Origin of the sequence: Sphingopyxis lindanitolerans, assembly GCF_002993885.1 — a bacterium.
GTDB classification, from domain to species: domain Bacteria; phylum Pseudomonadota; class Alphaproteobacteria; order Sphingomonadales; family Sphingomonadaceae; genus Sphingopyxis; species Sphingopyxis lindanitolerans.
On sequence record NZ_CM009578.1, the window covers coordinates 1,665,392 to 1,690,808 of the forward strand.

Sequence of the window (25,417 nt, forward strand, 5' to 3'; positions counted from 1 at the left end):
CATGGTGGAACTTGTGAAACGCCCGATTTTGACAACAGTGTAACAATGACTGATTCGGGGTCGCAGCCGTCAGAGGATGAATTGTGCTGGGCGCGGCTCACGGACAAGCAGCGCGCTTGTCTCGATCTTGTGCTTGAGCATCAGACCTCAAAGCAGATTGCGCGGCGGCTCGACATCTCGAAACAGGCCGTCGATCTCAGGCTCACGACCGCGCGCGATATTCTGGGAGCGGACAGTAGAGCCGAGGCGGCCGTCCGCTATGCGCGTCTCAAACGGACCTATGACCGAATACCATGGGATCCGATCATACTACCGCCGCAGGCCAGACTGATGCCATCCGATTTCCCGGACGGAGAGCCGGCCGCATTGGCGCTGAACGATCATGCATCGCTCGCCAAGCATCCCAATGCGGTCGACCCGCCGTTCAAGGGTCTCTGGAGGCGCGATCACGCGCGTTCGAGCAAAGTCTGGATCATGGCGGCGATGTTCGCCGGATTGATCCTGCTGACGCTGGCGGGGGTGACGATCGGTGAAACGCTCACCCGTCTGATTTCCGGCTGATCCTTTCATCCTGTCTGTCACCAATAGGCCGGAGCGATGCTTCCGGCAGAGGAGAAGTCATGTCCCAAGCACTTACAATCACGGCAGCCCGTCTGATCCGCGACGTACCCGCCGCCGAAGTCAGAATCGACGATGCACTCATCGCAGTGTCTTCGCTGATGACCAGCGTCGTCACCGCGCGGCGCGACACCGCCGGGGTGCCGGCGACCAGAGGGCAGGCAACGATCCGCCGATTGATGAAGGCGCAAATGGCGCTGGTCGATGTCAGCGGCGATATTCTGCGGGTTCATGGCGAACTCGCCGATATCGGGCGCGAGACGGCGGGTTATGACCTCCATGAATGCCCGTCGATCGCGGAGGCGGGAACGAGCGTGCGGGCGGCCGCAGCCTGACGCCGGTTGACCGGGAGCGACAGCCGTGAAAGTTTCAGGGCATGCGCATCGCCTTGTTTCTCGCTTTCTTGGCTGTTGCTGTCGGCTATGCCGCCTGGAAGGGCGGCGGGCCGGAACGGACGATGGCGGCGATCGCAGCAACGATGGTGGGCTTGGATCAATTGCTCCACCTGTTCGTTCCGCCGACCTTCGCTTCACTCGACACCGGTCATCTCGCGATCGACCTGTTTGGAGCCGCATCCACCGTCACGCTCGCGCTGTTTGCGCATCGCTTCTGGCCCATGTGCATCGCCGTCTTGCACATGGTCCCGCTCCTTGCGCACTCGAGCCGGATTCTCGACGTGGCGCTGCATCCGGCAGCCTATCTCGCGATGCAGGTGGCGACGTCCTGGCCGGTGCCGGCGATCCTCATCCTCGCAACCTGGCGCCACCAGCGTCGGCTGGCGCGCGGCGCCAACGAGCCATGCTGGCAGATCTCGTCGCGGCCATCGATCCCGAGCATTGCGAGTCCCTAGCCGAGCGACTGCTCGCGGAACATCGGACACTCGCACGCCTTTTCGCCCAGTCCCCCGAAGCGCTGGCGCGAACGCTCGGCAAGGACAGCCCGGTCGGCGCGATGCTCGTCGCCGCGCAGCGCGCGACATTGGGGGCCATGCGCGAAGAGCTGCGCGGTCGCGGCATCGACCCCGACAATCCCAAATTGCTGCGTTATCTCAGGGCATCGATGGGGGGGCTTCCCGATGAGGCGCTGCGCGTGCTGTTCCTCGACCCGTCGCACCGCCTGATCGCCGATGAACAATTGCAGCGCGGAACGCTTGGCCATCTCGCAATCTATCCCCGCACGATATTTCGGCGGGCGATCGAACTCGGCGCTGCCGCGATTATTCTCGTCCATAACCATCCGAGCGGCGATCCAGCGCCCAGCCGGTGCGATATCGAGGCGACCGAGCGCCTGGCTACGATAGGACAAGCGCTCGACGTCGAGGTGCTGGAACATATCATTGTCGCGCTCCGGGGGCATCGGATGATCCTCCGGGGGCGATCCACCTCTGGTTCGACGTCTTCGCCCGGCACGCTACTTCGCGACAGAATTGCCGATTGGCGGAACTCACCCGATGCCGAGTTGGCGCTCGCCAACGCGCAGCGCGTATGGCGGCGGCGCCTTCTGCGCCGACAACTTGTCGGCGCGAAAGGCCTGTTCGGCGAACCGGCTTGGGATATGCTCATCGATCTCTTCATCCATGAGGCAGCGGCGAAATCAGTATCGACCAGCTCGCTTTGTATCGCGTCGGGCCTTCCGAGAACGACGGCCCTCAGGCTGCTGCAGCGCCTTTGCGACGAGGGACTGTTGGCGCGGGAGCCGGATCGCCACGACGGAAGACGCAATTTCATCCGGCTGGCCCCCGATCTCGCGCAACGCCTCCTGGCCTATTTCGCGGCGGGCGACGAATGATCGCCGTCCACGTCGCGGGACAATTCGTCACCAAGCTTCGGCCCGAGCTCCATCCGGCGGCTCAGCGAATCGACAAAGGCCTCCCACCGTTTCTTGCCAGTCACTTGCGCCGCCCGGAGTGCCGCGTCAGGGAGCGGGGGATTGTTGATCAGCCAGGAGCGGACGAACAGCGCGAAGCCTTCGTTCGACAATTCGACATGCCATTCGAGCCGGTCGAGTTGCCGCGACAGCCGATCGAGCCGCCGCGTCAGCACGGCCTCAAGTCGCTCCTCATGATCGGGAGTGAGCAAAGATGCGAGCGCGGCCTCGACGATGTCGGTGCGCGTGATGCGGCGGCTGCTCGCGCGTTCGTCGAGCTGGCGCGCCAGCACGCTATCGATCCGGAAGGTCCGCTTGACCGACGACTTCCTCATAGTTCGATCCCGTCGTCCGGATCCTGCGACGCCAGGCGGGCGCCGCGGCGCATCGCACCGTCGATCGCCTTGCGCTCGCGGACGGGGTCATCCTCTCGTTCCTCGGTTGCGAAATCGAACTCGCTGACATCCGGGCGAGCCTCAGATACGATATTCTCATGGTCGGCCATCGCCGGCTCCTGCCGGATACCGCTGTTGGCGTCGCTATCGTCCTCCTCGCCGTCGCTCGCATCGGGGATCTCATCATGAACTGCGATCTCGACCTTCCCGCCGGACAGGTCTTTCGGTCGTTCCAACGCGCTCCAGTCGTCGGGACGGCTTTCGCCGACTTGCGGCGGCGCGGGCGGCGGCAGGATCCGCGCCATCAATCGGGGGTCGGCATAGTATTTGGCCTTGCTCGCCCGGATCGGCGCGACGCCGGCGACCATGACGATTTCCTGATCGGGCGGCAGTTGCATGACCTCGCCGGGCGTCAGCAAGGCGCGGGCCGTCTCGGTCCGCGAGACCATCAGATGGCCAAGCCAGGGCGATAGCCGGTGCCCGGCATAATTTTTCATTGCGCGCATTTCGGTGGCGGTGCCGAGCGCGTCCGAGATCCGCTTGGCCGTCCGCTCGTCGTTTGTCGCGAAGCTGACTCGGACGTGACAATTGTCGAGGATGGCGTTGTTCTGGCCGTAAGCCTTCTCGATCTGATTCAAGGACTGGGCGATCAGAAACGCCTTGATCCCATAGCCGGCCATGAAGGCGAGCGCGCTCTCGAAGAAATCGAGCCGCCCCAGCGCCGGAAATTCATCGAGCATGAGAAGAAGGCGCTGCGACCGCGCACGCGGATTAAGTTCCTCGGTGAGCCGCCGCCCGATCTGATTGAGGATCAGTCGAATGAGCGGCTTGGTGCGGCTGATGTCGCCGGGCGGCACGACGAGATAGAGCGAGGTCGCCGTCTCCCCCGCCACAAGGTCGGCGATGCGCCAGTCCGACCGCCGCGTCACCGCAGCGATGACGGGGTCGCGGTAAAGCCCTAGAAAGGACATGGCGGTCGAAAGGACGCCCGACCGCTCATTGGCCGACTTGTTGAGCAGATCCTGCGCCGCCGCCGCGACGACGGGATGGATACCCTTCTCGCCGAGATGTGCCGTCGACTGCATGATGCGCAGGGTCGAGGCGATACCGCGCCGCGGATCGGAGAGGAAGGCCGCGACGCCTGCGAGCGATTTATCCTCTTCGGCATAAAGAACATGCAGGATGGCTCCGACGAGAAGCGAGTGGCTCGTTTTCTCCCAATGGTTGCGCTTCTCGAGGCTGCCTTCCGGATCGACAAGTACGTCGGCGACATTCTGGACGTCGCGCACCTCCCACGCGCCGCGCCGCACTTCGAGGAGAGGATTGTAAGCGGCCGACGCGATATTGGTGGGATCGAAGAGCAGGACGCGCCCATGCTGGGCCCGGAACCCCGACGTCAGCTGCCAATTCTCGCCCTTGATGTCATGCACGATGCAGCTGCCCGGCCAGGTGAGCAGCGTCGGCACGACAAGCCCGACGCCCTTGCCCGACCGTGTCGGCGCGAAGCATAGGATATGTTCGGCGCCGTCATGGCGAAGATAGCTCCGACCAAAGCGCCCCAAGATGACCCCAGCCTCGTCGAGCATGCCTGCGCGGCGGATATCGCCAGCCTCGGCCCAGCGCGCTGAACCATAGGTCTCGGCGCGCTGCCGCTCACGGGCCCTCCACACCGACATGGAAATCGCGACAATGATCGAGGCGAAGCCGCCCGACGCCGCGATCATGGCGCCGCGGTAGAAAATCGGCGGCGCATAGGCATCATAGGCAAACCACCACCAGAAGAAGGCGGGCGGCGGATAGACCGGATAGTCACCGATGCGGAACCAGGGCGCGCCGAGCGCCGGCTGAAATCCAAGCGCGCCCGCGGTCCACTGCGTTGCTGCCCAGACCGCGAAGATCACGATCGAACCGACCGCAGTAATCTGTCCCCAGAGGATCTTGTCGTTCATTGCAAAATGCCTTTCTAGATGCCGATGCCCCGGCCCAGCGCCCAATCGACCGAGCCGCCGGGGGACATGGTGCCGGTGATGTGCTGGCCGAGATGGCGGTCGAGCGCGGGGCGCCAGGGGACGAGCTGGAAACCCAGCCCGTCGTCGATCATGGCGAAGCGCCCCGATGCGAGCGTCACGCGCTCGCGGTAGACGCCGCTCACATAGTCGCCGGCAGCCGACGATTTGTGGGCAAGGCCGGTCCGCTCGGCAATCGATGCGGTCGCGGCTTCCAGTTCGCGCGAAGCGAGCTTGTCGATGAGCCCGGATGACAGGGTCAGCCGGTCCCCGGCGCGCGACGCCAATCCCTGCTCGACGAGATAGCGCGCCCGCTTCTCCATCGCCTGGCGGATTTCGAGACCGAAGCCATTCCCGCACGCGACCGGTTCACGGGCGACGAGTTGGCGGTCGAGCCAGGTCGCGCCGGGCGCGGTGACCTGCGACGCGAGCGGGAGGTCCGAGCGCGTCGCAAGCGACATATGCGCGCGCCCCTTGCCATCCTCCCAACTGCGGAGCTCGACGATCGAGCCCGGCCTGGCATCACCGGTCATCTCCATGTCGTTGAAGCGGATGTGATGGGTTCGCCCGTCGGCGCCGTCGACGATCGCATAGGCGCTGCCGGCAAGTTCGTCATGCAACCCCCGCTCGACAAGGCGGCCCACGATCGCGGTCTCGGGCGCGCCGTCGTGAAGCGCGAGCGCGGCGGGATCGAAGCGGCGCCCGCCGCGCGACAGCGCGCGGTGCATCGTCTTGATGATATCGCCGCGCACCGCGACCTCGCGCAGCGCCGGCTCGGCGCCGGCCCCGAGCGCCCAAAGGCCGGCGCCCTGCCGCTCGGCGAGACCCATCTGCTCGAGCCGTGCGGCGCGGCCGACCAGCAGGCCGTGCATGTGCCGGTCTTCGTTCGCTGCGGGCCGCAGATCGATAACCCCGCCCGCTTCGTCGGCGAGCCTCTGCAGCCGGACATCGAGGCTCGTCCAGCGTTCGGCATCGACTTCACGCGCGAGCGCGCTCTGCATGTCGAGCTCACTGCGCGGACCGAGCTCGAGCGTTGCAAGAGATTCGGCGCGGCCACGGATGCCTGAAGCGATATAGCCGCGGTCGATAACCAGATCCGCGCCATCGTCAGCAACGCCGCGCACGAGGATATGGATATGCGGATTGTCGGTGTTCCAATGATCGACCGCGACCCAGTCGAGGCGGGTGTGGAGATCGCGTTCCATGTCCGTCATGAGGTCGCGCGTGAAAGTACGGAGATCGCCGAGATCGGCGGCATCCTCCGGGCTGACGATCAGCCGGAAGTGATGCCGGTCGTCCTCGCAGCGCGCGGCGAAGGCGTCGCGATCGACCGCGTCGCCGCCTGCATCGAACATGCTCGCGTCGCGCCCATCGCGGGTCACGCCCTCGCGCTCAAGATAGGAGATATGGCGCGCCATCGGTGCGGCCCGAAACCGCGCGCCCTGGTGGCGGACGACACGCGCCATGACCGTTACGCGCCGGGCACCGGGCTGATGCCGCATCGCCGCCATGGCGCGCCGGCCCCTTCCATGCGTGCCGGTCCCGCCGCCGGCGCCGCGCCCGGGCCGCGAGCGGGTATAGCCCGATCGGGCGGCCGCCTTGCGCACCTGTGCGGCGAGCCGCTTGCCCTTGCCTGCCGACCCGGATCCGCGATCGCGGATCCGGCCCGGCCTGATCCGGAAATCATGGTCGTCACCGCGCATCGGGGGTGGTGCCATACGAAAACGCAGCGAAAGAGGGCGAGTTCAACCCGAAGATATGGCAGATTTCGGCAGTGCCATACGCGCAAATCCGCAGAAAACCGACCATCGCGTGCACGAAGCTGGCACGTCTTTTATCTTGCGATCCCCCATTTCCCTTCCAGCAAGATCCTGCTGCTCCCGAACCGCGGCATCCAGCAAGGCTGATCCACCGGCGAGACATCAGCGGTCCCGCGCGGTGGAGAGCGAAATGAAGAGCGACGCAGCCGGCGCGGAAGACGGCGCGGCGGCTTCGGGCGCCGATGCGGAATGCGCACCCTCGAGGTCGTCGCGGCGCCCGGCGAAGATCGCCGCATCCCGCCAGCCATGCGAAGGCCTTGGCGCCGCGGCGGCATTTCCAACGCCGTTGACGCTGTCGGCGCCATGTAGTTCGGGGGCGATCTTCGCGACATAGGCGACGGTTTCGGCGGGCAAGCCGCGGCGGCCCGATGCATAGGCATCGGCGCGCCCAGGTCCTGCATTATAGGCGGCGAGCATCAGCGCGATGTCGCCATAGCGGTCCCACATCGCGCGCAGATAGGCCGCACCCGCAAGGATGTTCGCGCGGGGGTCGAAGGGGTCCGGGCCGAGCCGGTGGCGGGCGGTCAGCGACGCCCAGGTTCCGGGCATGATCTGCATCAGCCCCATCGCTCCCGCATGCGAAACCGCGCCCGCCCTGCCCCGGCTTTCGGCGTGCATCACGCGCCAGATCCAGAGTTCGGGAATGGCGAAACGCTGCGCCGCTTCGGCGACCGGCGCGGCATAGGGATGCTCGCCCGGCTGCACCGCGGCGACAGCCGGCGTGCATAAGGGCTGCACGACGAAGGCGCCGACAAGCGCAGCGCAATGCCATGCGGGTCGATTGCCGCGCAGGCGGCGCATGCGCTCACTCGCCGTCATCGCCGCGGATCCACCGGATCGAATATTTGCGCTTATCGGGAAGTCTCTGGGTCAGATGAGCGTAGAGCGGAGCCGGGAGGCCCGGGTCGTCGATCATGATCTCGATGTAGGGATGGCCCGCGAGAGTGCGGTTCCAACCCGCGCCAATTTCGGCTTCGTTGGCCGGATTGCCGACCAGGATGCGCCAATCGGGATCGTCTTCGCCGCCGAAGTCGGGCAGGCTCTCAAGGGTGATATGAGCTTGGTACGCGACGGTCTCGATCATCCCCGAGAACCCGTGCGAAGCGCTTCCGGTCAGCGTTCCGATGATCATTTTTCGCGCTCCCTTTTGCCGTTGGCAGAATCGTCAGAGGTGTCTCCACCGCGCCTGCGAAGCGGCGCGGCAGCTTTCGAGCGGGTGAAAAGCGGATGCGCGGTGCCGATCAGCCCGGCAGCGGGCAGCGGCCCGAAATAGCGGCCGTCGAGGCTGTCGGGCGCCGCGTTGAGGAGAAAGATCTCGCCGCGCCCGACGGTCCGGCAGCCGGTCCAGACGGGCAGCGAGCGGTTCGCGCGGTCGCGCGCCAGCGCGCGGGCAGCCCCCGCTCCGTCGACGGTGACGAAGGTGCCCGAACGGCAGACGAGCGCGCCGGGAAGAGCGGCGACGCGCTTCAGGAGCGGCACGCCGCGCGGCAGATAGCCGCGCGCGCCGAGGAAGCCAGCGAGCGCCGGCGGCGGGTCGATGGCGACGAGTTCGCCGACCCGCGGCGCGGCATCCGCGTCGATCCGGTAGAGGCCGATTGGCGCGCTGGCGCTCGCATTCCAGAGCAGGCGCGGCGCGGGCTTCGCCCATTCGACCGCGACGAAGAGCGTGCCGAAAAGCGAGACGGTCGCCGCCGTGAAGGACAGGATTCGCCGGTTCATGATTCGACCGCCCGGCGGCGCAGCCACGCCGTGTGGCGTTCGAGCGAATAGGGCCGGAACGGCAGGCCGGCTGCAATCCGGTTGCCGATGTGGCGCCAATGGTCGGGCGCCGCATCGCAGGCGTCGATGCCGACGGCCTCGACCGCATCGATCGCCTCGAGCGCCTTCTGGACCTTCGGCCAGCCGTCGATCCGCGCCAGTATCTCGGCGCCGGGTCTGACGAACGGCAGCGTCGAATGGGACTCGCCCGGCGCGACGGCGAGGGCGATGGCGATGTTCGAATGGATGGTGCCGAAGTCGTTCGACGTCCAGCGGACGAAAGCGAAGACCGCGCCGGGACGGAAGGCCGCGACGCGTGTCCGGCGGCTCAGGATGCGCTCGGCAGCAACGCGGCCGAAGCGGATCCATTGTTCGTGCCGGCCTTCGATCCAAGTCAGTTCGACCTCGGTCGACGCACCCTGCGGCGGCGCCGCAATCGCGCGACCGCTGCGCGGCGAAAGCCCCGGCGACCCGAGCGCCGCATCGAAATCGATGCGGCGCATCAGCGCGGCTCTCGCCGCGCGGGACGCACGATGCCGCTGCCGGGATCGGACGTTGAGGTGCGGCGGCCGAGCTCGACCCAGGCGTCGAGTTCGTCGATCGCGTAGACGACGCGGCCCCCGAGCTTGCGATAGACTGGCCCCGTTCCATAGACGCGATGCTTCTCGAGCGTCCGGTGCGAAAGGCCGACGCGCCTTGCCGCCTCGGGCGTGGTGAGAAAGCGTGGCGGGTGACCGGTCGTCATGGGGTGCTCCTTCCAGCCGCCGGACCTTCGAGAGCGGGTCGGCGGGCGATGTCGCGTCATGGCGCGGCGCAGGACGCACAGGGGAGCGGCTCAATTCCGACGTTGTTTTTGTCGCCCCGGCATACCCGCGAGCAGCGCGCGGTAGCCGCCGGCGGCCAGCGCCTCGGCTTCGCGGATCAGGCGCTGGGTCCGGCGCCGTTCGGGCGAGGCTTTCCAGGCCGCGCCGCGGCCGATGGTCATGCGCGGATAGACGAGGCGGCAGGCGACCTCATGGCTCGTGACGCGGGCGCCTTCGCGGAGGTCGAGTATCGCGAGCAGCAGGTCGAGCCGCTGCGCCTGGTAGAAAGTCGGCGACGCTGCGGAGGGTGAAGGAGCCGCCCCGCGCAGCCATCGATCGAGATCCTGAACCGCTCGGAGCCGCGTCCCGGTCATGCCATCGAGCGGGATGACGGCGGCGAAAGAAGCGCGTTCCGGATCGCCGCGCAGCCAGATCCGGTGAAGCGCGCCCTCATGCGCGAGAATGTAATGGCGCCCGCCCGCCACGGCCCGGTGAGCGACACGCCGCTCGACGATGCACGAACCCAGTCCGCAGCCGAAGACCGGCGCATCTGGGAGGGCGGAATGCGCGGCATCGACGATGACGACATAGGGACAGGCGGCCGCCTCCCAAAAGGCCGGTGCCTCGAGCGCCGGCAGGCGCGGGTCGACCGGGAAAGCAGAGGGCCCATCGCCGGGCCATCACCTCCTGCAACGCCGGACCCGCGTCAGGGTCCGTCATCACGCTCTCATAGTCGCGGCGATAATCCGGGCTGCGACGCAGAAATTCCTGCGCGTAGCCGGGAAAGTCGAGGCGCGGCCGCCGGTCATCGTCTTGCCTCCCTTTCCGCGCCATGACCGCCTCCGTCCGAGGCAGCAGAATTGGCGAGCGAGCCACGACCGCCAATTCCAAGAGGCGGGAATCCCCATCCCCATAAATGGGTATCCCGCCCGGCGGCGCCGGGCGGGTCCTGCGGCTCAGTCGCCGCGCCGCGTCTGGCGGCTCCAGACGAGGTCGTGCTCGCCATCTTCGCCCGCGAAGAGCTGTGCGAAGATCGGCGCGGTGAAGCTCGGATCGTCGAGCTTGACCGAGAGGTAGGGGCGCTGATCCTGCGTCAGCTTCTCCCAGGCCGCACCGACCTCGACATCGCCGATGAAGACACGGTGGCTCGGAGCATTGCCGCTGGGGTCTTTCTCGGGCGTGATGCGAACCGATTTCGCCTGCACCGACAGGGTGGTGATCTGACCCCGATATTCGCCGGAGACTTTCTTGAACGTGCCGATCCTGGCCATGATGCATTCCTTCCTTGGCTCGGGCCGCACCATCGCGGCCTCGATGCGCATCGACCGTCGGCGGGGGGCCGGGCGGGCAGCCGCAGGCCCGCAGCGAAGCGGAGGACCGCGCCGGCGCGTCTTTCTTGTTTCGCGAGGAACGGCGGCACGCCGGGGGAAGAAAGTCGCGACCGGCGCGGTTGCGCGAGGCCGGATCAGCGAAGCGGCCCGCCGACAGATGGCGCATTTCGAGAGGCCGTGATGATGCGGCTCGGCGGAGGGATGTGTCGCCCGGTCGACAAGCAAGTCGGCGATAGCGAAGGGCAATGAAGACCTAGGCCTGCAACTCCGCTCGCGCGATGCCATTCCCCGGCAGCACCAGATCGCGCCAACTGGCGAGCCCGGTGAGGATGGCGACAAGGACGGAAATGCCGCGATCAGCCCATGGCTCGAGGTCGGCCAGCTCCGCAAGCGCGCCGCCCGCCTGATATCCTGCAGCCGCGGCCGTGCCGGCGAACAGCAGGACGACGCAGAAGCGAACAGCGAAGGGCGCACTACTGCCAGCGACGTACCGACCGAACGCATGGACCGAAAACCCCGCCAGCAATCCCGCGGCCAATATCGTCATTCAGCCAAAGCCATGATCGCGCAGATAGAAGGCAAGCGCGAGGCCGGTAAAGAGCGGCAACGCGTATTTCGCACAGCGAAGGAGCAGGAGCAGGGCGTAGACTATGGCTACGCCGCCCAGGATCAGCATCAGAGTCATGACCGTCCTCCATCCGGACGCGCCCGCCACCACCTCCTCAGCGCAACCTGCAATAAGGACATAGCAAAGGCCGGCTCGGGGTTGAACCCGAACCGGAACCAAGTTGGACGTAATCCCCGGAGGTTAGCGGGCGAACGGGTCATATTCGCAGACGATCGTTTCGGGGTCGCCGTCGAACTCGTCGAGCGGCATGACCGAATAGCCGGCGCCGGTCTCGACGAGGATGATTACGGTCATCATCGTCCGGGCGAGGTTCCAGCCGAGCGATTGGGCGGTGGTAAGCGGCATGGGATCAACTCCTGTCCTTGGGAGCGGGCCATTCCCGCTCGACAGGCGCCCCGCCGGACGGGGACAGGCCGCAATCACCGCGAGCGCAGCCGCGGCCCGAGCGAAGCGTGGGGACCCCGAAGCGGGTTGATTGAAGGAGGCCTGGCCTCGGCCAAGGGATCAGCGGCAATCGAGAGCGGGAATGGCCCGCTCCCATGCGGCAGAGCCCCACGCCTTCCCCGCCCCAGCCGCACGGCCCCGTCCCGGCCCCACCGAGCTTCCAATGGCGCCATAGCGCGGCGCACCGTCCGTCCTGTTCCAACCGACCGGAACGAAAAGCGCAGGAACGAATACACGGGAAGGAAGCCCGGTACCCCCCGCCTTATGGCAGCACAAAAAGGACGGCCCGTCGGACCGCCCTTCGATGTCTTGCAGCGATCGGCTCCGCCCGAAGGCGGAGCCGGGGATCCCGTCAGGCCGGCGGGTTCCAGATGATGACCTTTTTCATCGGGTCGTCGCCAGGGGCGTTGGCGACATTGCCGTAGATGGTCCCGAATTCGGGGGCCGACATCGTCACCGACACATATTCGGCGCCGTTGCTCTGCGAGAAGCGCTTCCAACCGGCGCCCAGTTCGAATCCGTTCTTGCGGCTGAGGATGCGATAATCAGGCTCGTTTTCCTTGATCTTGCGGCCATTCGGCACGATCGCGATCGGCGCGGTGACGTTGAGGGTGGCCAGCGTACCTTCGAAGCTGCCGTCGGCCTTGACGTTGAGATTGGCGATGGTGGGCATGAACTTTCTCCTTCGGTTGCTCGGGGACTTTCCCGATGGCGCCGGAAGAAGGGACCGCGAGCTGCCGTCACCGAGCGGCACGCGAGGGCGAACCCCGCATGGGGTTGACGGCCAGAGGCGAGCCGGGCCCGCAGAAGGGCGACAGGAAGGGACAGGCCTCGAGCGACGGAGACAAATGCCCTCACGGCCATCGAGGGACGGGCACCGACAGAATTGGCGGGCCACTCCCAACTACCGCTCCCGATTCCGTTCGATCAGTCGCAGCGATGCGAGCCCCAATATTTGGCCCACTGCGCCGTGAGACCGCTGCGGACCATCGCGCAGGAGACATCGCCCGAGCGGGGCGACGTGCAGAAGGCGGCGGTACGGGTGCCGCCGGCCCCGCCGCGCGACACACAGCGCATGGCCGGCCCGCGAACAAGAATATGGCCCGTCCGGTTCCGCCCCTGCGGCTCCCCCAGCAGACGGGCGAGATGATCGCGCGCCGCTATGGGGTCGGCATCGGGACAGGGATGGCCTGCGCTGCAGCTGCCATCCATCTCGCGCGCCGCGACGCCCGAGAGACGGACATGCGGCCCTTCGGCGCACCAGATCGGCCCGTCGCCGTCCCACACTGCGAGCGGAGTACATGTGAAGGACTGGCCGGACGGAACGACCGAGGCGAGCAGGAACAGAGCGAACATCAACCCGCCCTAACGCTGAGGATCGACCGATTCAAACGCCCAAACCGACCCAAGCGCCAAAGGATGGCGCGAAGCGCCCACAAGAAACGCGCTCTTGGCGAGCCCGCCGCCGGGCGGCGTGCGCGCGGGCTTGGGGGCCAGCCGCCGCCCGGCAAGGATGGCGAGCCAAGTGCGCTGCGCGGCCAGAACATCGCGCGGCCCCTGGCGCCGCGTGCCGGCGCCAGAGCACGCCCAATCGAGCCGCGCTCGATCCGGCAGCGGCAACTGCCCGGCGTTCAACTCTTGGAGCGAATGACGTGTCGCGGTTCGCCGCACAGGCCGCATGGGGCTTTCAACAATTCGAAGCCGCGAGCACCGCCGGCAGCCTGCGTTGCGGTGCCGGCCTGCGCAACGGACGAGAGATCGAGCCGATCCGCGATGCATTCGTCGCAGAGTGGCGTTCCGTCCATGCGCCGGACCAGCGCCTCGACACGTTCTGCCGTTGTTGATCTTGTAGCCATGCGTGTGCCGTAGAGATGTATCGGGATTCGCGAAAGCCACGAGCGTGCGACTGCTAGTGGCCGGAAGGAGACGGTCTGCTTTGAAGAGGAAGCTTGGCTTAGCTGACGCACAACATCGACAAATGATGGCAATGAATAATGCAAGCGGTCCTGTGTAACCGACATCCGCAAAACGCTTTTTCGGACAGGAATTAGTCGGCATCTAGCGGTTGAACGACGCTCTTGCGGCGCACTGTCCTGACTACATACGCGATGTCAGTATATGCTCTATCTGCTCCGCCGTCGCCGCTGCTCCAGCCCTGGTCGGATGAAAGGATGCGCCTTCCGGCGGGGCGAGATCGTAGGTCCAAGGTTGCGCTGAGCATGCATCATGGCCGCTTCCGATCGTCGCCATGTCAACCAACACTGCGCCGCTCTGGTGAGCGGTTTTCCTCGTCGCTTCTGCCAATCTCGCGGCCACTCCGAGCGACGACCTGACTTGCTGCTGCGTGAGGTGCAGTGCGTCGCACGTGCCATTTTCAGGCAAAACCGGTGGATAGGTGACCACAACGGCCAGCGCTTTGGGCGACCGCCGGCGTATCGCCGCAATGGTCGCCACGATTTCGTTTTGCACGGCAATGAAATCTTGTTGCTCGGGGTATGTTTCGCCACCCGACATGGCTGTGAGCCAGCGCATGATACCGCCGCGATTGCGGTAGCCGGCCGAGCCGAGACTTCCGATGTAGCCAATGTCGTTTCCGCCGACGGTGAGGGTTACCAGCCGGGTGTTTGCGTTGATCGGCGCGATCTGCGGGCCTTGGAAAAACTGTCCGCCACCCACCAGATGTTTGACGGTCGCGCCCGAACAGCTCATGTCGACGAGCGATAGACCGGCAGACCGCGCAAGCTGTTGGGGATAGCCGTTGACACTCCGCTGGCATGCTAACGGAGCGCCCGGCGCCAACTCGCCCAGACCGAGTCCCGCGGCGAACGAACTTCCCAAGGCGACATATTCAGGGTTTCCGACCGGCTTGCGATGGCCTTGATACATCATGATCCCAAGGACCGCCGTCGCGCCCAGCGCGAGTAACAACGCCGCTCCAACAATCGATCGTTTCAGACCGCGGGGCATGCTCGGTTATTTCGCCAATACCGGATGTTCGTTCGTCATAGGGCGGCGCGACACGTGCGACGGCGACCTCGGACGCGCCTAGGCTGCTGATAGCGGAGCGACCGAAAGACACTCCGCGTAACGTCCGCGCAAAGCCTTCTTGTCGATTTTGCCCGTAGCGGTGAGCGGAATGTCGTCGAAAATGACCCGGTCGGGCAGCCACCAGCGCACAAGCCTGGGCTCGAGCCAGGCCCGAACAGCCTCCTCATCCAAGACGGATTCGGGCATGCGCTCGATGACGAGGAGCGGCCGTTCCTCCCACTTGGGATGAAACACGCCGACAACGGCCGCGATTTTGACGCCGGGGCAAGCGACGGCGACATTTTCGATGTCAATCGAACTGATCCATTCGCCGCCCGATTTGATGACGTCCTTCTTCCGGTCGGTGATGCGCATAAAGCCATTCGCATCTACAGTGGCGATGTCGCCGGTATCGAACCATCCGTCGGCGTCGAGCGCACTGACCGACTGCCGGTAATACCGTTCCAGAACCCAAGGCCCACGGACGAGCACGTTGCCTGCCGCGACACCGTCGTGCGGCAAGTCCTGATCATCATCGTCGACAATCTTGAGCTCGACGCCGAACTGGAGCCGGCCTTGCCGCGTCCAGATGATGTCGTTCATTTCATCATGGCCTAGCGCTGCAACCTTGGGCGTCGGCGTTGCGAGCACGCCGAGCGGCGACATCTCGGTCATGCCCCAGATCTGGCGAACCTTGACGCCATATTGGGTCTCGAACGTCTCCGCCATCGCGCGCGGCACGGCCGACCCGCCAATCACGAGACGCTCGAGCGTCCCCGTGTCCTCGCCCGTGCGGGCGAGGTGATCGAGATACATGGTCCAGATTGTCGGCACGCCGCCCGAGAAGGTGACGCCCTCGGACTTGATCAGCTCTTGCAGGCTCGCTCCGTCGAATTTGTCGCACGGAAATACGAACTTCGCTCCGTTAATCGCTCCCGCGAATGGGAGGCCCCAGGCCGTCGCGTGATAGAGCGACTGGCACGGCAAGATCACGTCGAAGGCAGAGAAACCGAGCGCGCCCGACAGGCCGGCGACAAGCGCGTGCAGCACCACCGAGCGGTGCGAGTAGAGCACGCCCTTCGGATCGCCGGTGGTGCCCGATGTGTAGCAGAGAAAGGCCCCGCTGTTCTCCTCGAGGTCGGGCCAAAGGGTTGTCCCGGAAAATTCAGCGATGCGCCGATCATAGTCATCCCCGGTCAGCATCACGAAATGCTCGATCGTATGGAGCGCGGGTTTCAGCCGCTCGACGATCTCGTGCAGATTGGCGTCATAGAGAAGCACCCGGCTTTCGGCATGGTTGATCGTAAATGCGATATGTTCGTCCGGGAGCCTCGGATTGGCGGTGTGGAGAACAAGCCCCTTCCCGGGCGCAGCAAAAAACAGTTCGAAATGCCGGTGCGTATTCCAAGCGAGCGAGCTGATCCGGTCCCCCGGTTCGAGCCCGAGGCTCATGAGCCACTCGGCCCCCGCCGCCGCTCGCGAGAGCGCACCCGCATAATCGTAACGAAAGAGCTTGCCGTCGCAGTCCTTCGATACGATCTCGCGATCGCCGTGCGCTGTCGCTGCAAAGCGCAATATCTGCGAAATGTTGAGCGGCAGGTTCTGCATCAAACCCGGGATTGTCATCTAGCATGTCCTCAACCTGATCGCGGCCAGCCGCAGTCTACCCATTCGCCAGCAAAGCTTGCAGCCGCGCGACGACCTCATCGGTCGCCTCGGCGGCAGCCGGTATGATCCCGGCAAAATGCACGAAACCATGCGTCAGATGATCGAACTCCAGGAGTTCGGAGCGAACCCCCGCATCTCGCAGGCGTCCGGCGTAGGCAACGGCCTCGTCGCGCAGCGGATCGACCGATAGGACGACCGTCAACGCACGCGGCAAGCGCGAGAGATCGTCTGCCTTGAGAGGCGAAAGGCGCGGATCGGCGGTGTCGGCGCCCTGCGCATAATCGGCGACACACACCGTCAGACTCGCGCGGCGGAGCGTCGGATCAGCGTCGCGAACGCGGGACGGATAGTCATTCTCGCCGGCGTCGAGGTCGACGGCCGGGTAGAGCAGGAGCTGTGCATCAAAGGGCCGTCCCTCTTGGGGCTCGTCGCGCATAGCGATGCAGATTGCGGCCGCTAGATTGCCGCCGGCGCTATCGCCGCCGATGATCGCAGGCAGACTATCACCGCCGAGGGACGACCGATTGGCGGCAATCCAGCGCGCGGCCGCGAGGCTGTCGTCAAATCCCGCCGGGAAGGGATGCTCGGGGGCGAGACGATAGCTGCTGGCCACCACCACCATCGAGAGATCCCGGCATAGCCGGCGGATGGTATGATCGACGGTGTCGAGGTCGCCGATGGCCCAGCCGCCGCCGTGAATATAGTGCAGCGTCCCCGTCGGCTCGGTCGATGGACGGTAAATCCGGAGTGGGACCTTGGCGTCGCGCGTTTCGATCTGCCGGTCTTCGATCGAAGCAACGTCTATGCGGCCGCCCGGCCCAACGATCATCGGGATCATCGCGGCAGCCTGCGCCCGAAGCGTCGGATAGTCGACGGGCCCCGGCGGCACGGAAGGCAGTTGGTCGACAAGTTGCTGCAATACTGGGTCGAGCGCCACGATAAACTCCGTCAATAAGTTGGAATGGAAAGGCCGAGGATGCGCGCCAGCGCATCGACGACGCGGTACACTTGTGGGTCCCTGACGCCGGGTTGGCCGGTGCGGTTGCGGACATAGGCAAAGCTGACACCCGAGGATGGGTGGGCAAAGGCGAGCGAGCCCCCCGCCCCGTCATGGCCGAACGATCCCTCGCCGAGCATCGGCTGGATCGCCCATGGCAGCATGAGGCCCGCGCCCCAGGTCGGACCGGCGAAGTCCTGACCGAAAGGCGTTCCCGAAGACACGGTACGACAGGCGTCGCGAAGGCAATCCTCCGAAACAAGCGGAGCCTGACCGACGCTACCGATCGCCTTCGAATAGAGCCGCGCGAGCGAGCGCGCGTCGGCGACACCATTTGCGCCCGCCAGTTCGACGCGCTGCACGGCGGGATCGTTCATGGCGTCGGCGAGACCGCTCATCCGCGCGGGGAAAAGGCCATTCAGCGATATCGCGCGCGCTGCGATCGATGACGGGTCAAGTTCGGGCGTGTCATATTCGGCCGGAACCTCGACGGCGGCAATGGGCGACTGCGCGTCGCCGCTGCGGCCAATCTGTATGTTGAGTTCCAACGGCCCAGCAAGATTGGCGCGGAACCATTCTCCGATGGTCTGGCCGGTCACCCGCCGCATCAGTTCCGACGTGATCCAGCCCACGGTGATCGCATGATAGGCGTGTGCCGTGCCCGGTTCGAACAGCGGAGCTTCCGCCGCAAGCCTTGCTGCCATCGCGGCTATATCGGCCAGGCCTGCGATCGTGATCGGTCCGCTTATCAGGGGAACGCCAGCCTGATGTGCGAGCGCCTTGCGGACACTGATATCGCCCTTGCCGTGCGCCGCGAACTCGGGCCAGTAGTGCGCGAGCGGCAGATCGAGATCGATCCTGCCGTTCGAGACCTGCGACAGGACGCACAGTGCCGATATTCCCTTGGTGACCGAGAAAACGGGGACGGCGGTATTGCGATACCAGGGGGTTTGATCGCTGGCATCTGCCGAGCCGCCCCAGAGATCGAGCACCGGCTGGCCGTCACGATAGATGGCGCAGGCGGCCCCGCGTTCGCCGCCCTCCTGGAAGTTCGCTTCGAATGCGTCGCGGCACGCCGCGAATTGCGGATCGACGGTGCCCTGAATTTGGGAACGGTTGGTCAAAATTTTCCCTCCTTGGTTCGGGCATCGATCAACACGGCTTCGCCGAGCGCGACGGCGCCAAGCGGCCCGGCCCGGTCTCCGAGCGCCGGAAGCGTGACCAGATCTTCGGCCGCGTCGCCCGGGACGAAGGGAAGATAGCCAGCCAGGTCCGCGACGACATGCTGCCAGGCGCGTTCGAGCAGAAAGGAGCGGCCCATGCCGATCCCGCCGCCTATCAGGATTTTCTGCGGGCTCGTTACCAGCAGAAGAGCACCGATCAGCTGGGCCAGGTCGTGCGCGACAAACGACCAGCGCGGATCATCTGCCCGTATTTCCTCGCCCGCCCTGCCGAACCGCGCCTGCAGCGCAGGACCCGACAACAGGCCCTCGATGCAGTCGCCATGAAACGGGCAGCTACCCGAAAACTCGTCGCCGTTTGCGCGCCGCAATCGGAGATGCCCGATCTCGGGATGGAGCGCCCCGTGCACGGGGCGCCCTCCGAGCAGCAAGCCCCCGCCGACGCCGGTGCCGAGCGTCAGATAGCAGAGGCTGTCGAGGCCCTGTCCAGCGCCCCAGCGCCATTCGGCAAGGGCCGCGGCATTGACGTCGGTATCGATACGCCACGGGCAATCCGCGACCGCGCCCAGCGCACCCGCGATATCGGCTCCGCTCCAGCCTGCCTTGGGCGTGGCGAGCATTGTGCCAAAATCCGTTGCACCCGGATCAAGCCGCAGCGGACCGAAAGAAGCTATTCCGAGCGCGGCAAATCCTTCGCGCCGCTTCCACCCTTCGAGCGTGTCGACGAGGGCGCCGAGCGTTTCATTTGGCGTCGTCGTCGCAAATCGCGCGCTCGCCAGAATCTCGCTCCCGCGGGCAAGGACAGCCAGCGCTTTCGTCCCCCCCAGTTCGATGCCGGCGATTGTCTTCATAGGGACCATAGCTATCGCGCGATCCCTGCCTTGTCGCCTGCCAGCCACAGATGAACGAACGGCGCAAACGCGCCGCCGAAGTTCCGGTCATCGCCGCCGCTCCAGTCATCGACAAAGCTCGTGACGGACAAGTCGGGCAGTACGAACCAGCTATAGGCCTGCGCCGGCGCGGCTTCGGGATTGGCGAACACCAGCCCGCTACCATTGACCGGGCGCCAGCCCTCGAAGAGCGCGGGGGATACCATTGCGTAGAGCCCGGTCGGGCCGGCAGGCCCCGACGGCGCAAAAACATGACGCTGCGTCGACCAGAAGAGATAATAAAGGCCGGCGTGGAAAATGATGTGCGGTCGCTCGAGTTCGTTGTTGAGCGTGTCTGCGCTGACGATCGGCGGAAGGAGGGTCCAGCCCTGCTCGCCGCATTGTCGGCGAACAATTCCGATGACGCCGTTATATTCGGACCGCGAGCGCGCCTGCGATCCCGCGAACAGCAGATAATCATCGCCTCCCGCCGGATCACGGAAGAAGGCCGGATCGCGGAACGCCTTGATCTTCCCGACCTCGCTCGGGCCGCCGCAGGTGGACATATAATGCTCGAGGTCGATCGGGACGATTTCTTCCAGCTCGCGCCAATCGCCAAGCCTGGGTGCCTCGCCCGACAGGTCGAGCGTCGCCAACGCTGAAAATAAACGCTGCTCGAAGGTCAAAATCTGCTCGCCGCGACGCCCGGTAGCGGTAAAATATAGGGCGACGGTCGCAAGGTCCGCGGAAGCGACGGCCGACCCCGACCATTCGCGGCTACCGGGTGAAAAGCCGTCTGGCATGGCCGGCCCGAGGTGCCGCCATCCTTCCGCGCTGTGCAGCAGCAGGTGGATGCGTGCATGCCCGTGGCGCTCGTCCGGGTCGGCGAAGCGCGGCGCGCCGAGTGCCATCCACAGCTGCCTGCCACCGGCCAGGATGATCGGCTTTCCGGCCTCGTCCTGCACAGGCCAGGCGTCCCAGACGCCGAGATCGGGAGCGATCGGTGCGAAATCTTCCTCGCTGAGCAGCGGCGCCCGCAGAACGGGCGCTGCGTCGATCGCCTCGATATGATCACCCGTCCAGCGAGCCGGAACCATCATGATAATTTCACTCTCAAATATTCGAAAACCGGACGGACGCGCCGTCGAACATCGGAATCAAATGAGGGGGCGAGCGCCGCTGCGCTCGCCCCTCCTGATCAATCGATGGTGGTGCGCAAGCGCAGGCCGATGGTGCGCGGATAAGGTCCGGCGAGCAGCAGACTGTTGCGAACGAAAGACGGACCGCGTTCGTCGGCGAGATTCTCGCCGAAGATCGAAAGTTCCCAGCGGTCCGTGCGGATTCCCGCACTGGCATTGTAGAGCGAGTAGGGCCGGACGACATAGCCGTCGTACATGACCCGGCTGCTGGTGCGGCTGGCCGCACCGTTGAGGAAGAAGCGCAGGTCGCCGCTGCCGAGCGGCCGCTCGAAATCGGCATCGAGACGATAATTATACTTCGCTGTGCTCGAGAGGCGCTCGCCATTGGCGACGTTGGGAAGCGAGGCGGTGACGGCGGGATAGATGTCGCGGAATTCGCTGTCGTTCCAGTTGGCGACCGCGCCGAGATTGAGGCCATCGATCGGGGTGCGCCACCGCGCTTCGAGATCGACCCCCGTCGTGCGGGCTTTGCCGACGTTCGCGAACGCGGAAACGCCGAACGGCGTGAGACCGAATTGCAGATCCTTGAAGTCGATGCGGTAGACGTTGAGCCCGAGCTGGACGCGGCCGTCGGCGAGCTTCGCCTTGATGCCCGCCTCATAGTTGGTGAGCGTATCGGGAGCGAGCGCGATCGAGGACGGAATTCCCGAGGCCTCGACCAGCGAGGCCTGGAACGGCGTCTGGGTAATGCCGCTCCGGAATCCCGTGCTGACCGTCACGAAGGCGGTCAGATCGTCGGTCGGGAACCAGGAAAGGTTCGCGCGCCACGTCACCTTGTCGGGTTTGGTTTGCCCCGAGCCCGTGCCGGTCAGGATCGAGTCCGCATCGAAGCGTCGATTGTCCTTGTAATAGCGGATGCCGACCAGCGGCACGAGCTTGCCGCCGAACAGATCGTAGCTGATTTCGCCGAAAGCGGAATAGTTGCGGGTCCGCGTATCGTTGAACCCACTGATGGTGAGCGCGGTCAAGTTGGCATCGAAGCTGAAGAGCGCCTTAGCATTCTGGTAGAAACCGCCGACCAGCCAGTGGAACGGACCATCGCCGTTCGAGCGAAGCTGGATTTCCTGCGCGAAGCTGCGCGCATCATAACCGTTGAAGAGCGCGCCGGTGCCGAGCGGTCCGAAGGTCTGTCCGGTCAGATAGCCATATTCGGCATCGAGATAGCTGGTCGAACTGCTGAGGATCGCGGCGCCGGCGTCATATTCGACCGACACGCTGTAGAGATCGAAATTCCCGTTCTCATATCCGCGCGTGGTTCCGCTGAACCACTGCTGGGCAGGCTCAAGCTGGTTGATGCTCTGCGTATAATTCTGGCGCGGTTCCCAGTGCGCGGCCTGCGCCCGGATGCGCAGCGCGTCGGTCGGCTGCCAGAGCAGGACCGCCCGCACGTCGCGGTTGGTGACGTCGTTGGCATTCTTGAACGACGGCCCACCGGTCGCCGGCGTCTCGCTGAAGATATCGACATAGCCGGCACGCTTGTCATAGCCGCCGCTGATGCGGATCGCGAGCCGATCCTTGATCAGCGGCACCGAGATCGCTGCCGACACCCCGTAGTTCAGCGCGCTCGCATCATCCATCTTCGCGATCGTCGCCTCGCCGCGCATCTCGAAATTGTCGAGATCGGGCTCGCGCGTATGGTAGATGATCGTGCCCCCTGCCGAACCCTGCCCATAGAGTGTACCCTGCGGCCCGCGCAGGACCTCGATGCGGTCGATATCGATGAAGCGGAGCGGCGGCGCGATCGGCGAATTGGGAATCGCGAAGGGAACGTCGTCGATATAGTAGCCGATCGGCGAGTCGCCGATGCCGCCCGCGGCTCCCACGCCGCGCAGCGAGAAGGTCTTGATCACCGAGCCGACCTGTTCGCCCGGCGAAGCACCCGGGATCGAGTTCACAAGATCGGTCGTCTCGCGGATTCCGCGCTCTTCGAGCTGCTCGCCGCTGAAGGCCTGGATCGCGAGCGGCGTGTCGATCAGCGACTGCGAGCCCTGGCGCGACGCCGTCACGACGATGTCGCTGTCACTGCTTTCCGTCGTGGAAGCTGCATCTTGCGCCATCACCGGAGTGATCAATGCGATATGTGCAATGCCGGTAAAGGCGGCGGCGGTCAGGCGGCGTGTCATAGGTCCTCTCCCCATAAGCTGCGAATCCGCGATGGAATACGCAATCGATTGCGTGCGGTTTACGCAATCGATTGCGCAGTTGTCAACTCTCTGTTACCCGGCGGCAACGAATGTAGGTGGAGAGCACGCATGACAGGACCGACCGACCTTCCGAAAGGCGCCAAAGTCGGCACTTCGACGAAGCTTTATTACGGGAGCGGTCAAGCCGTCGACGCCATCGTCCAGGCGATCGTCAACACCTTCCTCCTCTTCTATCTCACCGCCGTATGCGGGATGTCGGGGGCTGCCGCCGGCAGCATTTTCCTGATCTCGCTTGGCGTCGACGGGTTGCTCGATCCGTTCATCGGGCGGCTCTCGGACAATTGGCGGTCGCGCTGGGGCCGCCGCCTCCCCTTCATGACGATCGCGCTTCCGCCCATGATGATCGCCTCGGCGCTGCTGTTCACGCTCCCCGCCAATCTCGCCGGCGGCGCCCTCTTCGCTTATGTGCTGGCGCTCAACATCGTCCTGCGTGTCGGCCTGTCGGTTTTCGCGCTCCCTCATTCGGCGCTGACCGCCGAACTCAGCGACGATTATGGCGAGCGCTCGATTATCAGCACCTACCGGGCCCTGTTCATCGTGCTGGGCACCGCGGCCGCGCTTCTCCCCGCCTTCGGCTTCCTGTTCGCCGAAGACGGCGCGCTCCAGACCCGGCCGCCCTACCAGTGGCTCGGGCTCATGACCGCCTGCCTGATCGGCGGGTTCGGGTCGGTCTGCGTGGGGGGGATCTTCAAGACCGTGCGCAGGCTGCCGATGCCGCCCGGCGAGGCGACGGGCACCGGCTTCCTGTCGGACATGGCACAGCTGTTTCGCAATCCGTCCTTCGTGCCGATGTTCGGCGGCGCGGTGCTGGTGCTGGTCGGCCAGGGCGCGACGACGGCGCTCAACCTTCACGCGTACCGCTATTTCTGGGAGCTGCCGACCGCCTATATGCAGCTGCCGCTGCTCGTTCTGCCGCTCGGCATGCTGCTCGGAACCCTCGCCGCAGGCCTCTTGCTGCGGCGCATCGAAAAGCGCGACGGCGTCGTCGGCGCGATCACGCTGCTCGGCGTCTACCAGATCGTCATCACCCTGCTCGCCGTCACCGGCGTCATTCCCGCGGGGTCGATGATCGCGGTCGTTCTCGTCGCGATCAGCGGCTTGCTCTTCGGCGGCTGCGGCGCGCTCTGCTTCGTCTGCTTCTACTCGATGATCGCCGACGCGGTCGATGAGCATGATCACCTCTTCGGCGTGCGCCGCGAGGCCCTCTATGCCGCGGCGCTGATGGTCGGAGCCAAGGCTGCCACCGGTCTCGGTGCCTTCCTTTCCGGACTCGGTCTCCAACTCATCGGGTTCGTGGCGCCGGCGAAAGCGAGCGGGATCGTCCCGCCGGATATCGCCACGTCGGTGGGTCTCCTATGGGGCCTCGGCGGCGCGCTGGTCGTGCTCGCGGCCATCCCCTTTCTTCGGCGATACAGGATCGATCGGTCGCATCATGCGGCGGTCCTCGAAAGCCTTGCGGCGCGCAACGCCGATCACAACACGGCACCGAATTTGACGCCGGACCTTGCGCAGGCCTGATCGGCGGTGCAATCGATGGCGTAACGCAGACGGGCGAGTGGAATGGAACTGGAAAAGGTGCGCCCAAAGTCGGGCCGGGCAGTCAAGATGACGGACATTGCGCGGATCGCGGGGGTATCCTCGTCGACCGTGTCGCGGGCGCTTGCCGATCATCCCACCATTCCCGAGGCGACGCGAAATACGATCCAGGCGCTGGCGAGAGAGCATGGCTATGTCGTGAACCGCGCCGCGCGGAACCTGCGCCAGAGCCAGACGCAGACGATCGCCGTCGCGGTCCCGCTTGGCCACGAGCGCGAGCAGCTGATTTCAGACCCCTTCTTCCTGCGCCTGTTCGGACATCTCGCCGACGAGATTTCGCAGCGGCGCTACGACATCCTGCTCGTGCGCGAGCCCTCGCCCGACGCGCATTGGCTAGGGCGCCTCGTTCAGTCGCAGCGCGCCGACGGCTTCATCATCGTCGGGCAGAGCGACCAGCATCAGGCCCTTAACCTTGCGGCCCGCGACTACCGCCCGCTGGTCGTCTTCGGTTCAGAACTGCCAGATCAAATCTATTGCTCCGTCGGCTCCGACAATTTCGAGGGCGGCCGGCTTGCCACGGACCATTTGCTCCGATCCGGCCGCAGGCGCATCCTGTTCCTCGGTCCCGCCGAACTGCCGCAGATCGACCTCCGGCTGGACGGTTACCGGCAGGCGATCGGCGATCATGGCCTGTCGGTCGACGAGAGCTTCGTCCTGCCCGCGCATTTTACGGGACCCTCGGCCCATGACGCGGTGCGCGATCTTCTCGCGCGGGGGGTGGAATTCGACGGTATCTTTGCGGCCTCTGACGGCATCGCGCTGTCCGCGATCCGCGCGCTTGAGAGTGCAGGCAAGCGCTGCCCTGCAGATGTCTCGGTCGTTGGCTTCGACGACAGCGATCTCGCCTCGCAATCCCACCCGGCGCTAACCACCGTTCGGCAAGACGTCCCCGGTATCGCGGCAACGATAGTCGATCATCTGTTTCGACGGCTGGATGGCGAAGGCACCTATTCGTCGACGCTGCCGGTGAACCTCGTTCTCCGGGAATCCGCTCCCGATAGATAACG

At 65.5% G+C, this 25,417-nt stretch carries 30 protein-coding genes and 1 pseudogene; 8 read left to right on the forward strand and 23 right to left on the reverse strand.

All coding sequences use genetic code 11. The features are described from left to right. Nucleotides 1–81: 81 nt before the first annotated feature. From CVO77_RS08055 to CVO77_RS08070, 4 genes are read left to right on the forward strand one after another with little or no spacing between them, the layout of a single operon-like run. Entirely contained in the window at nt 82–561 is a 480-nt protein-coding gene (locus CVO77_RS08055; RefSeq protein WP_242446147.1) for a helix-turn-helix domain-containing protein, read from the forward strand. 59 nt (nt 562–620) lie between these two features. Next, nucleotides 621–953 (forward strand): hypothetical protein, encoded by a 333-nt coding sequence (locus CVO77_RS08060; protein ID WP_037557580.1) that lies wholly within the window; start codon nt 621–623, stop codon nt 951–953. 41 nt (nt 954–994) lie between these two features. Then, nucleotides 995–1,468 carry a hypothetical protein gene (locus CVO77_RS08065; protein ID WP_037557579.1) on the forward strand — a complete coding sequence of 158 codons (474 nt, stop codon included), beginning with the start codon at nt 995–997 and terminating at the stop codon, nt 1,466–1,468. Continuing rightward, nucleotides 1,417–2,406, forward strand: a complete 990-nt coding sequence (locus CVO77_RS08070) for a JAB domain-containing protein (RefSeq protein WP_105998660.1) — start codon at nt 1,417–1,419, stop codon at nt 2,404–2,406. The genes CVO77_RS08065 and CVO77_RS08070 overlap by 52 nt, the downstream gene beginning before the upstream one ends. Here CVO77_RS08070 and CVO77_RS08075 read toward each other — a convergent pair. From CVO77_RS08075 to CVO77_RS08135, 16 genes are all read right to left on the reverse strand, one after another. Continuing rightward, nucleotides 2,382–2,819 (reverse strand): hypothetical protein, encoded by a 438-nt coding sequence (locus tag CVO77_RS08075; protein WP_037557578.1) that lies wholly within the window; start codon nt 2,817–2,819, stop codon nt 2,382–2,384. The two genes, CVO77_RS08070 and CVO77_RS08075, sit on opposite strands and share 25 nt — an antisense overlap. Further along, nucleotides 2,816–4,828, reverse strand: coding sequence for a conjugal transfer protein TraG (locus CVO77_RS08080; protein WP_037557577.1), 2,013 nt, complete (start codon nt 4,826–4,828; stop codon nt 2,816–2,818). Before CVO77_RS08080 ends, CVO77_RS08075 begins: the two co-directional genes overlap by 4 nt. A 14-nt stretch (nt 4,829–4,842) precedes the next feature. After that, nucleotides 4,843–6,588, reverse strand: coding sequence for a relaxase/mobilization nuclease domain-containing protein (locus tag CVO77_RS08085; protein ID WP_105998661.1), 1,746 nt, complete (start codon nt 6,586–6,588; stop codon nt 4,843–4,845). Between the two features lie 219 nt (nt 6,589–6,807). After that, complete coding sequence (locus CVO77_RS08090) at nt 6,808–7,524, reverse strand: lytic transglycosylase domain-containing protein (RefSeq protein ID WP_084758130.1); 717 nt, start codon at nt 7,522–7,524, stop codon at nt 6,808–6,810. Continuing rightward, nucleotides 7,511–7,837, reverse strand: a complete 327-nt coding sequence (locus tag CVO77_RS08095) for a DUF736 domain-containing protein (RefSeq protein WP_054586773.1) — start codon at nt 7,835–7,837, stop codon at nt 7,511–7,513. Before CVO77_RS08095 ends, CVO77_RS08090 begins: the two co-directional genes overlap by 14 nt. Next, nucleotides 7,834–8,424 (reverse strand): S26 family signal peptidase, encoded by a 591-nt coding sequence (locus tag CVO77_RS08100; protein WP_088472278.1) that lies wholly within the window; start codon nt 8,422–8,424, stop codon nt 7,834–7,836. Before CVO77_RS08100 ends, CVO77_RS08095 begins: the two co-directional genes overlap by 4 nt. Further along, entirely contained in the window at nt 8,421–8,966 is a 546-nt protein-coding gene (locus tag CVO77_RS08105) for a DUF2840 domain-containing protein (RefSeq protein WP_088472279.1), read from the reverse strand. The genes CVO77_RS08100 and CVO77_RS08105 overlap by 4 nt, the downstream gene beginning before the upstream one ends. Then, a complete protein-coding gene (locus CVO77_RS08110; RefSeq protein ID WP_054586770.1) occupies nt 8,966–9,208 on the reverse strand; it encodes a helix-turn-helix transcriptional regulator in 243 nt (80 codons plus the stop codon). The genes CVO77_RS08105 and CVO77_RS08110 overlap by 1 nt, the downstream gene beginning before the upstream one ends. A 90-nt stretch (nt 9,209–9,298) precedes the next feature. Continuing rightward, nucleotides 9,299–9,751, reverse strand: a complete 453-nt coding sequence (locus tag CVO77_RS08115) for a DNA -binding domain-containing protein (protein ID WP_237245894.1) — start codon at nt 9,749–9,751, stop codon at nt 9,299–9,301. Beyond that, nucleotides 9,717–10,100: a transcriptional regulator domain-containing protein gene (locus CVO77_RS21910; protein WP_419722551.1), complete on the reverse strand. Its 384-nt coding sequence runs from the start codon at nt 10,098–10,100 to the stop codon at nt 9,717–9,719. Before CVO77_RS21910 ends, CVO77_RS08115 begins: the two co-directional genes overlap by 35 nt. 122 nt (nt 10,101–10,222) lie before the next feature. After that, the gene (locus CVO77_RS08120; protein WP_054590053.1) at nt 10,223–10,537 is read right to left on the reverse strand and encodes a DUF736 domain-containing protein; all 315 of its coding nucleotides are present in this window, start codon (nt 10,535–10,537) and stop codon (nt 10,223–10,225) included. A gap of 313 nt (nt 10,538–10,850) precedes the next feature. Beyond that, a complete protein-coding gene (locus CVO77_RS08125) occupies nt 10,851–11,144 on the reverse strand; it encodes a hypothetical protein (RefSeq protein ID WP_054586769.1) in 294 nt (97 codons plus the stop codon). Next, a complete protein-coding gene (locus tag CVO77_RS21255) occupies nt 11,145–11,282 on the reverse strand; it encodes a hypothetical protein (protein ID WP_158213641.1) in 138 nt (45 codons plus the stop codon). A gap of 123 nt (nt 11,283–11,405) precedes the next feature. Beyond that, nucleotides 11,406–11,570: a hypothetical protein gene (locus CVO77_RS21405; RefSeq protein WP_164499240.1), complete on the reverse strand. Its 165-nt coding sequence runs from the start codon at nt 11,568–11,570 to the stop codon at nt 11,406–11,408. A gap of 451 nt (nt 11,571–12,021) precedes the next feature. Further along, on the reverse strand, nt 12,022–12,342 hold the full coding sequence (locus tag CVO77_RS08130) for a DUF736 domain-containing protein (RefSeq protein WP_088472282.1): 321 nt from the start codon (nt 12,340–12,342) through the stop codon (nt 12,022–12,024). A 254-nt stretch (nt 12,343–12,596) separates the two neighbouring features. Beyond that, nucleotides 12,597–13,028 carry a hypothetical protein gene (locus tag CVO77_RS08135; protein WP_054586767.1) on the reverse strand — a complete coding sequence of 144 codons (432 nt, stop codon included), beginning with the start codon at nt 13,026–13,028 and terminating at the stop codon, nt 12,597–12,599. A 293-nt stretch (nt 13,029–13,321) separates the two neighbouring features. Here CVO77_RS08135 and CVO77_RS08145 point away from each other — a divergent pair, with 293 nt between their 5' ends. Continuing rightward, entirely contained in the window at nt 13,322–13,513 is a 192-nt protein-coding gene (locus CVO77_RS08145; protein WP_054586765.1) for a hypothetical protein, read from the forward strand. Between the two features lie 253 nt (nt 13,514–13,766). On the opposite strand, the gene CVO77_RS08150 is transcribed toward CVO77_RS08145, so the two are convergent. The 7 genes from CVO77_RS08150 to CVO77_RS08180 all read right to left on the reverse strand — a co-directional run bounded on the left by CVO77_RS08150 (nt 13,767) and on the right by CVO77_RS08180 (nt 22,733). Next, entirely contained in the window at nt 13,767–14,636 is an 870-nt protein-coding gene (locus tag CVO77_RS08150; RefSeq protein ID WP_088472283.1) for an SGNH/GDSL hydrolase family protein, read from the reverse strand. A gap of 78 nt (nt 14,637–14,714) precedes the next feature. Next, nucleotides 14,715–16,322 carry a long-chain fatty acid--CoA ligase gene (locus tag CVO77_RS08155; protein ID WP_197709673.1) on the reverse strand — a complete coding sequence of 536 codons (1,608 nt, stop codon included), beginning with the start codon at nt 16,320–16,322 and terminating at the stop codon, nt 14,715–14,717. A gap of 37 nt (nt 16,323–16,359) precedes the next feature. Then, a complete protein-coding gene (locus CVO77_RS08160) occupies nt 16,360–17,301 on the reverse strand; it encodes an alpha/beta hydrolase (protein ID WP_058814412.1) in 942 nt (313 codons plus the stop codon). A gap of 11 nt (nt 17,302–17,312) precedes the next feature. Further along, nucleotides 17,313–18,485 carry a serine hydrolase domain-containing protein gene (locus CVO77_RS08165; protein WP_054586760.1) on the reverse strand — a complete coding sequence of 391 codons (1,173 nt, stop codon included), beginning with the start codon at nt 18,483–18,485 and terminating at the stop codon, nt 17,313–17,315. Then, a complete protein-coding gene (locus CVO77_RS08170; RefSeq protein ID WP_231732801.1) occupies nt 18,482–19,393 on the reverse strand; it encodes an ROK family protein in 912 nt (303 codons plus the stop codon). Before CVO77_RS08170 ends, CVO77_RS08165 begins: the two co-directional genes overlap by 4 nt. Before the next feature lie 11 nt (nt 19,394–19,404). Beyond that, on the reverse strand, nt 19,405–20,511 hold the full coding sequence (locus CVO77_RS08175; RefSeq protein ID WP_234715714.1) for a glycoside hydrolase family 68 protein: 1,107 nt from the start codon (nt 20,509–20,511) through the stop codon (nt 19,405–19,407). 98 nt (nt 20,512–20,609) lie between these two features. Next, complete coding sequence (locus CVO77_RS08180; RefSeq protein ID WP_054586758.1) at nt 20,610–22,733, reverse strand: TonB-dependent receptor; 2,124 nt, start codon at nt 22,731–22,733, stop codon at nt 20,610–20,612. A gap of 48 nt (nt 22,734–22,781) precedes the next feature. Here CVO77_RS08180 and CVO77_RS08185 point away from each other — a divergent pair, with 48 nt between their 5' ends. The 3 genes and pseudogenes from CVO77_RS08185 to CVO77_RS08190 all read left to right on the forward strand — a co-directional run bounded on the left by CVO77_RS08185 (nt 22,782) and on the right by CVO77_RS08190 (nt 25,415). Next, the gene (locus CVO77_RS08185) at nt 22,782–24,332 is read left to right on the forward strand and encodes an MFS transporter (RefSeq protein WP_158258023.1); all 1,551 of its coding nucleotides are present in this window, start codon (nt 22,782–22,784) and stop codon (nt 24,330–24,332) included. Nucleotides 24,333–24,419: 87 nt separating this feature from the next. Beyond that, nucleotides 24,420–24,542: pseudogene (locus CVO77_RS21915) on the forward strand (helix-turn-helix domain-containing protein); the annotation flags it as partial. A gap of 6 nt (nt 24,543–24,548) precedes the next feature. After that, complete coding sequence (locus CVO77_RS08190; protein WP_420822543.1) at nt 24,549–25,415, forward strand: substrate-binding domain-containing protein; 867 nt, start codon at nt 24,549–24,551, stop codon at nt 25,413–25,415. Nucleotides 25,416–25,417 lie beyond the last annotated feature (2 nt).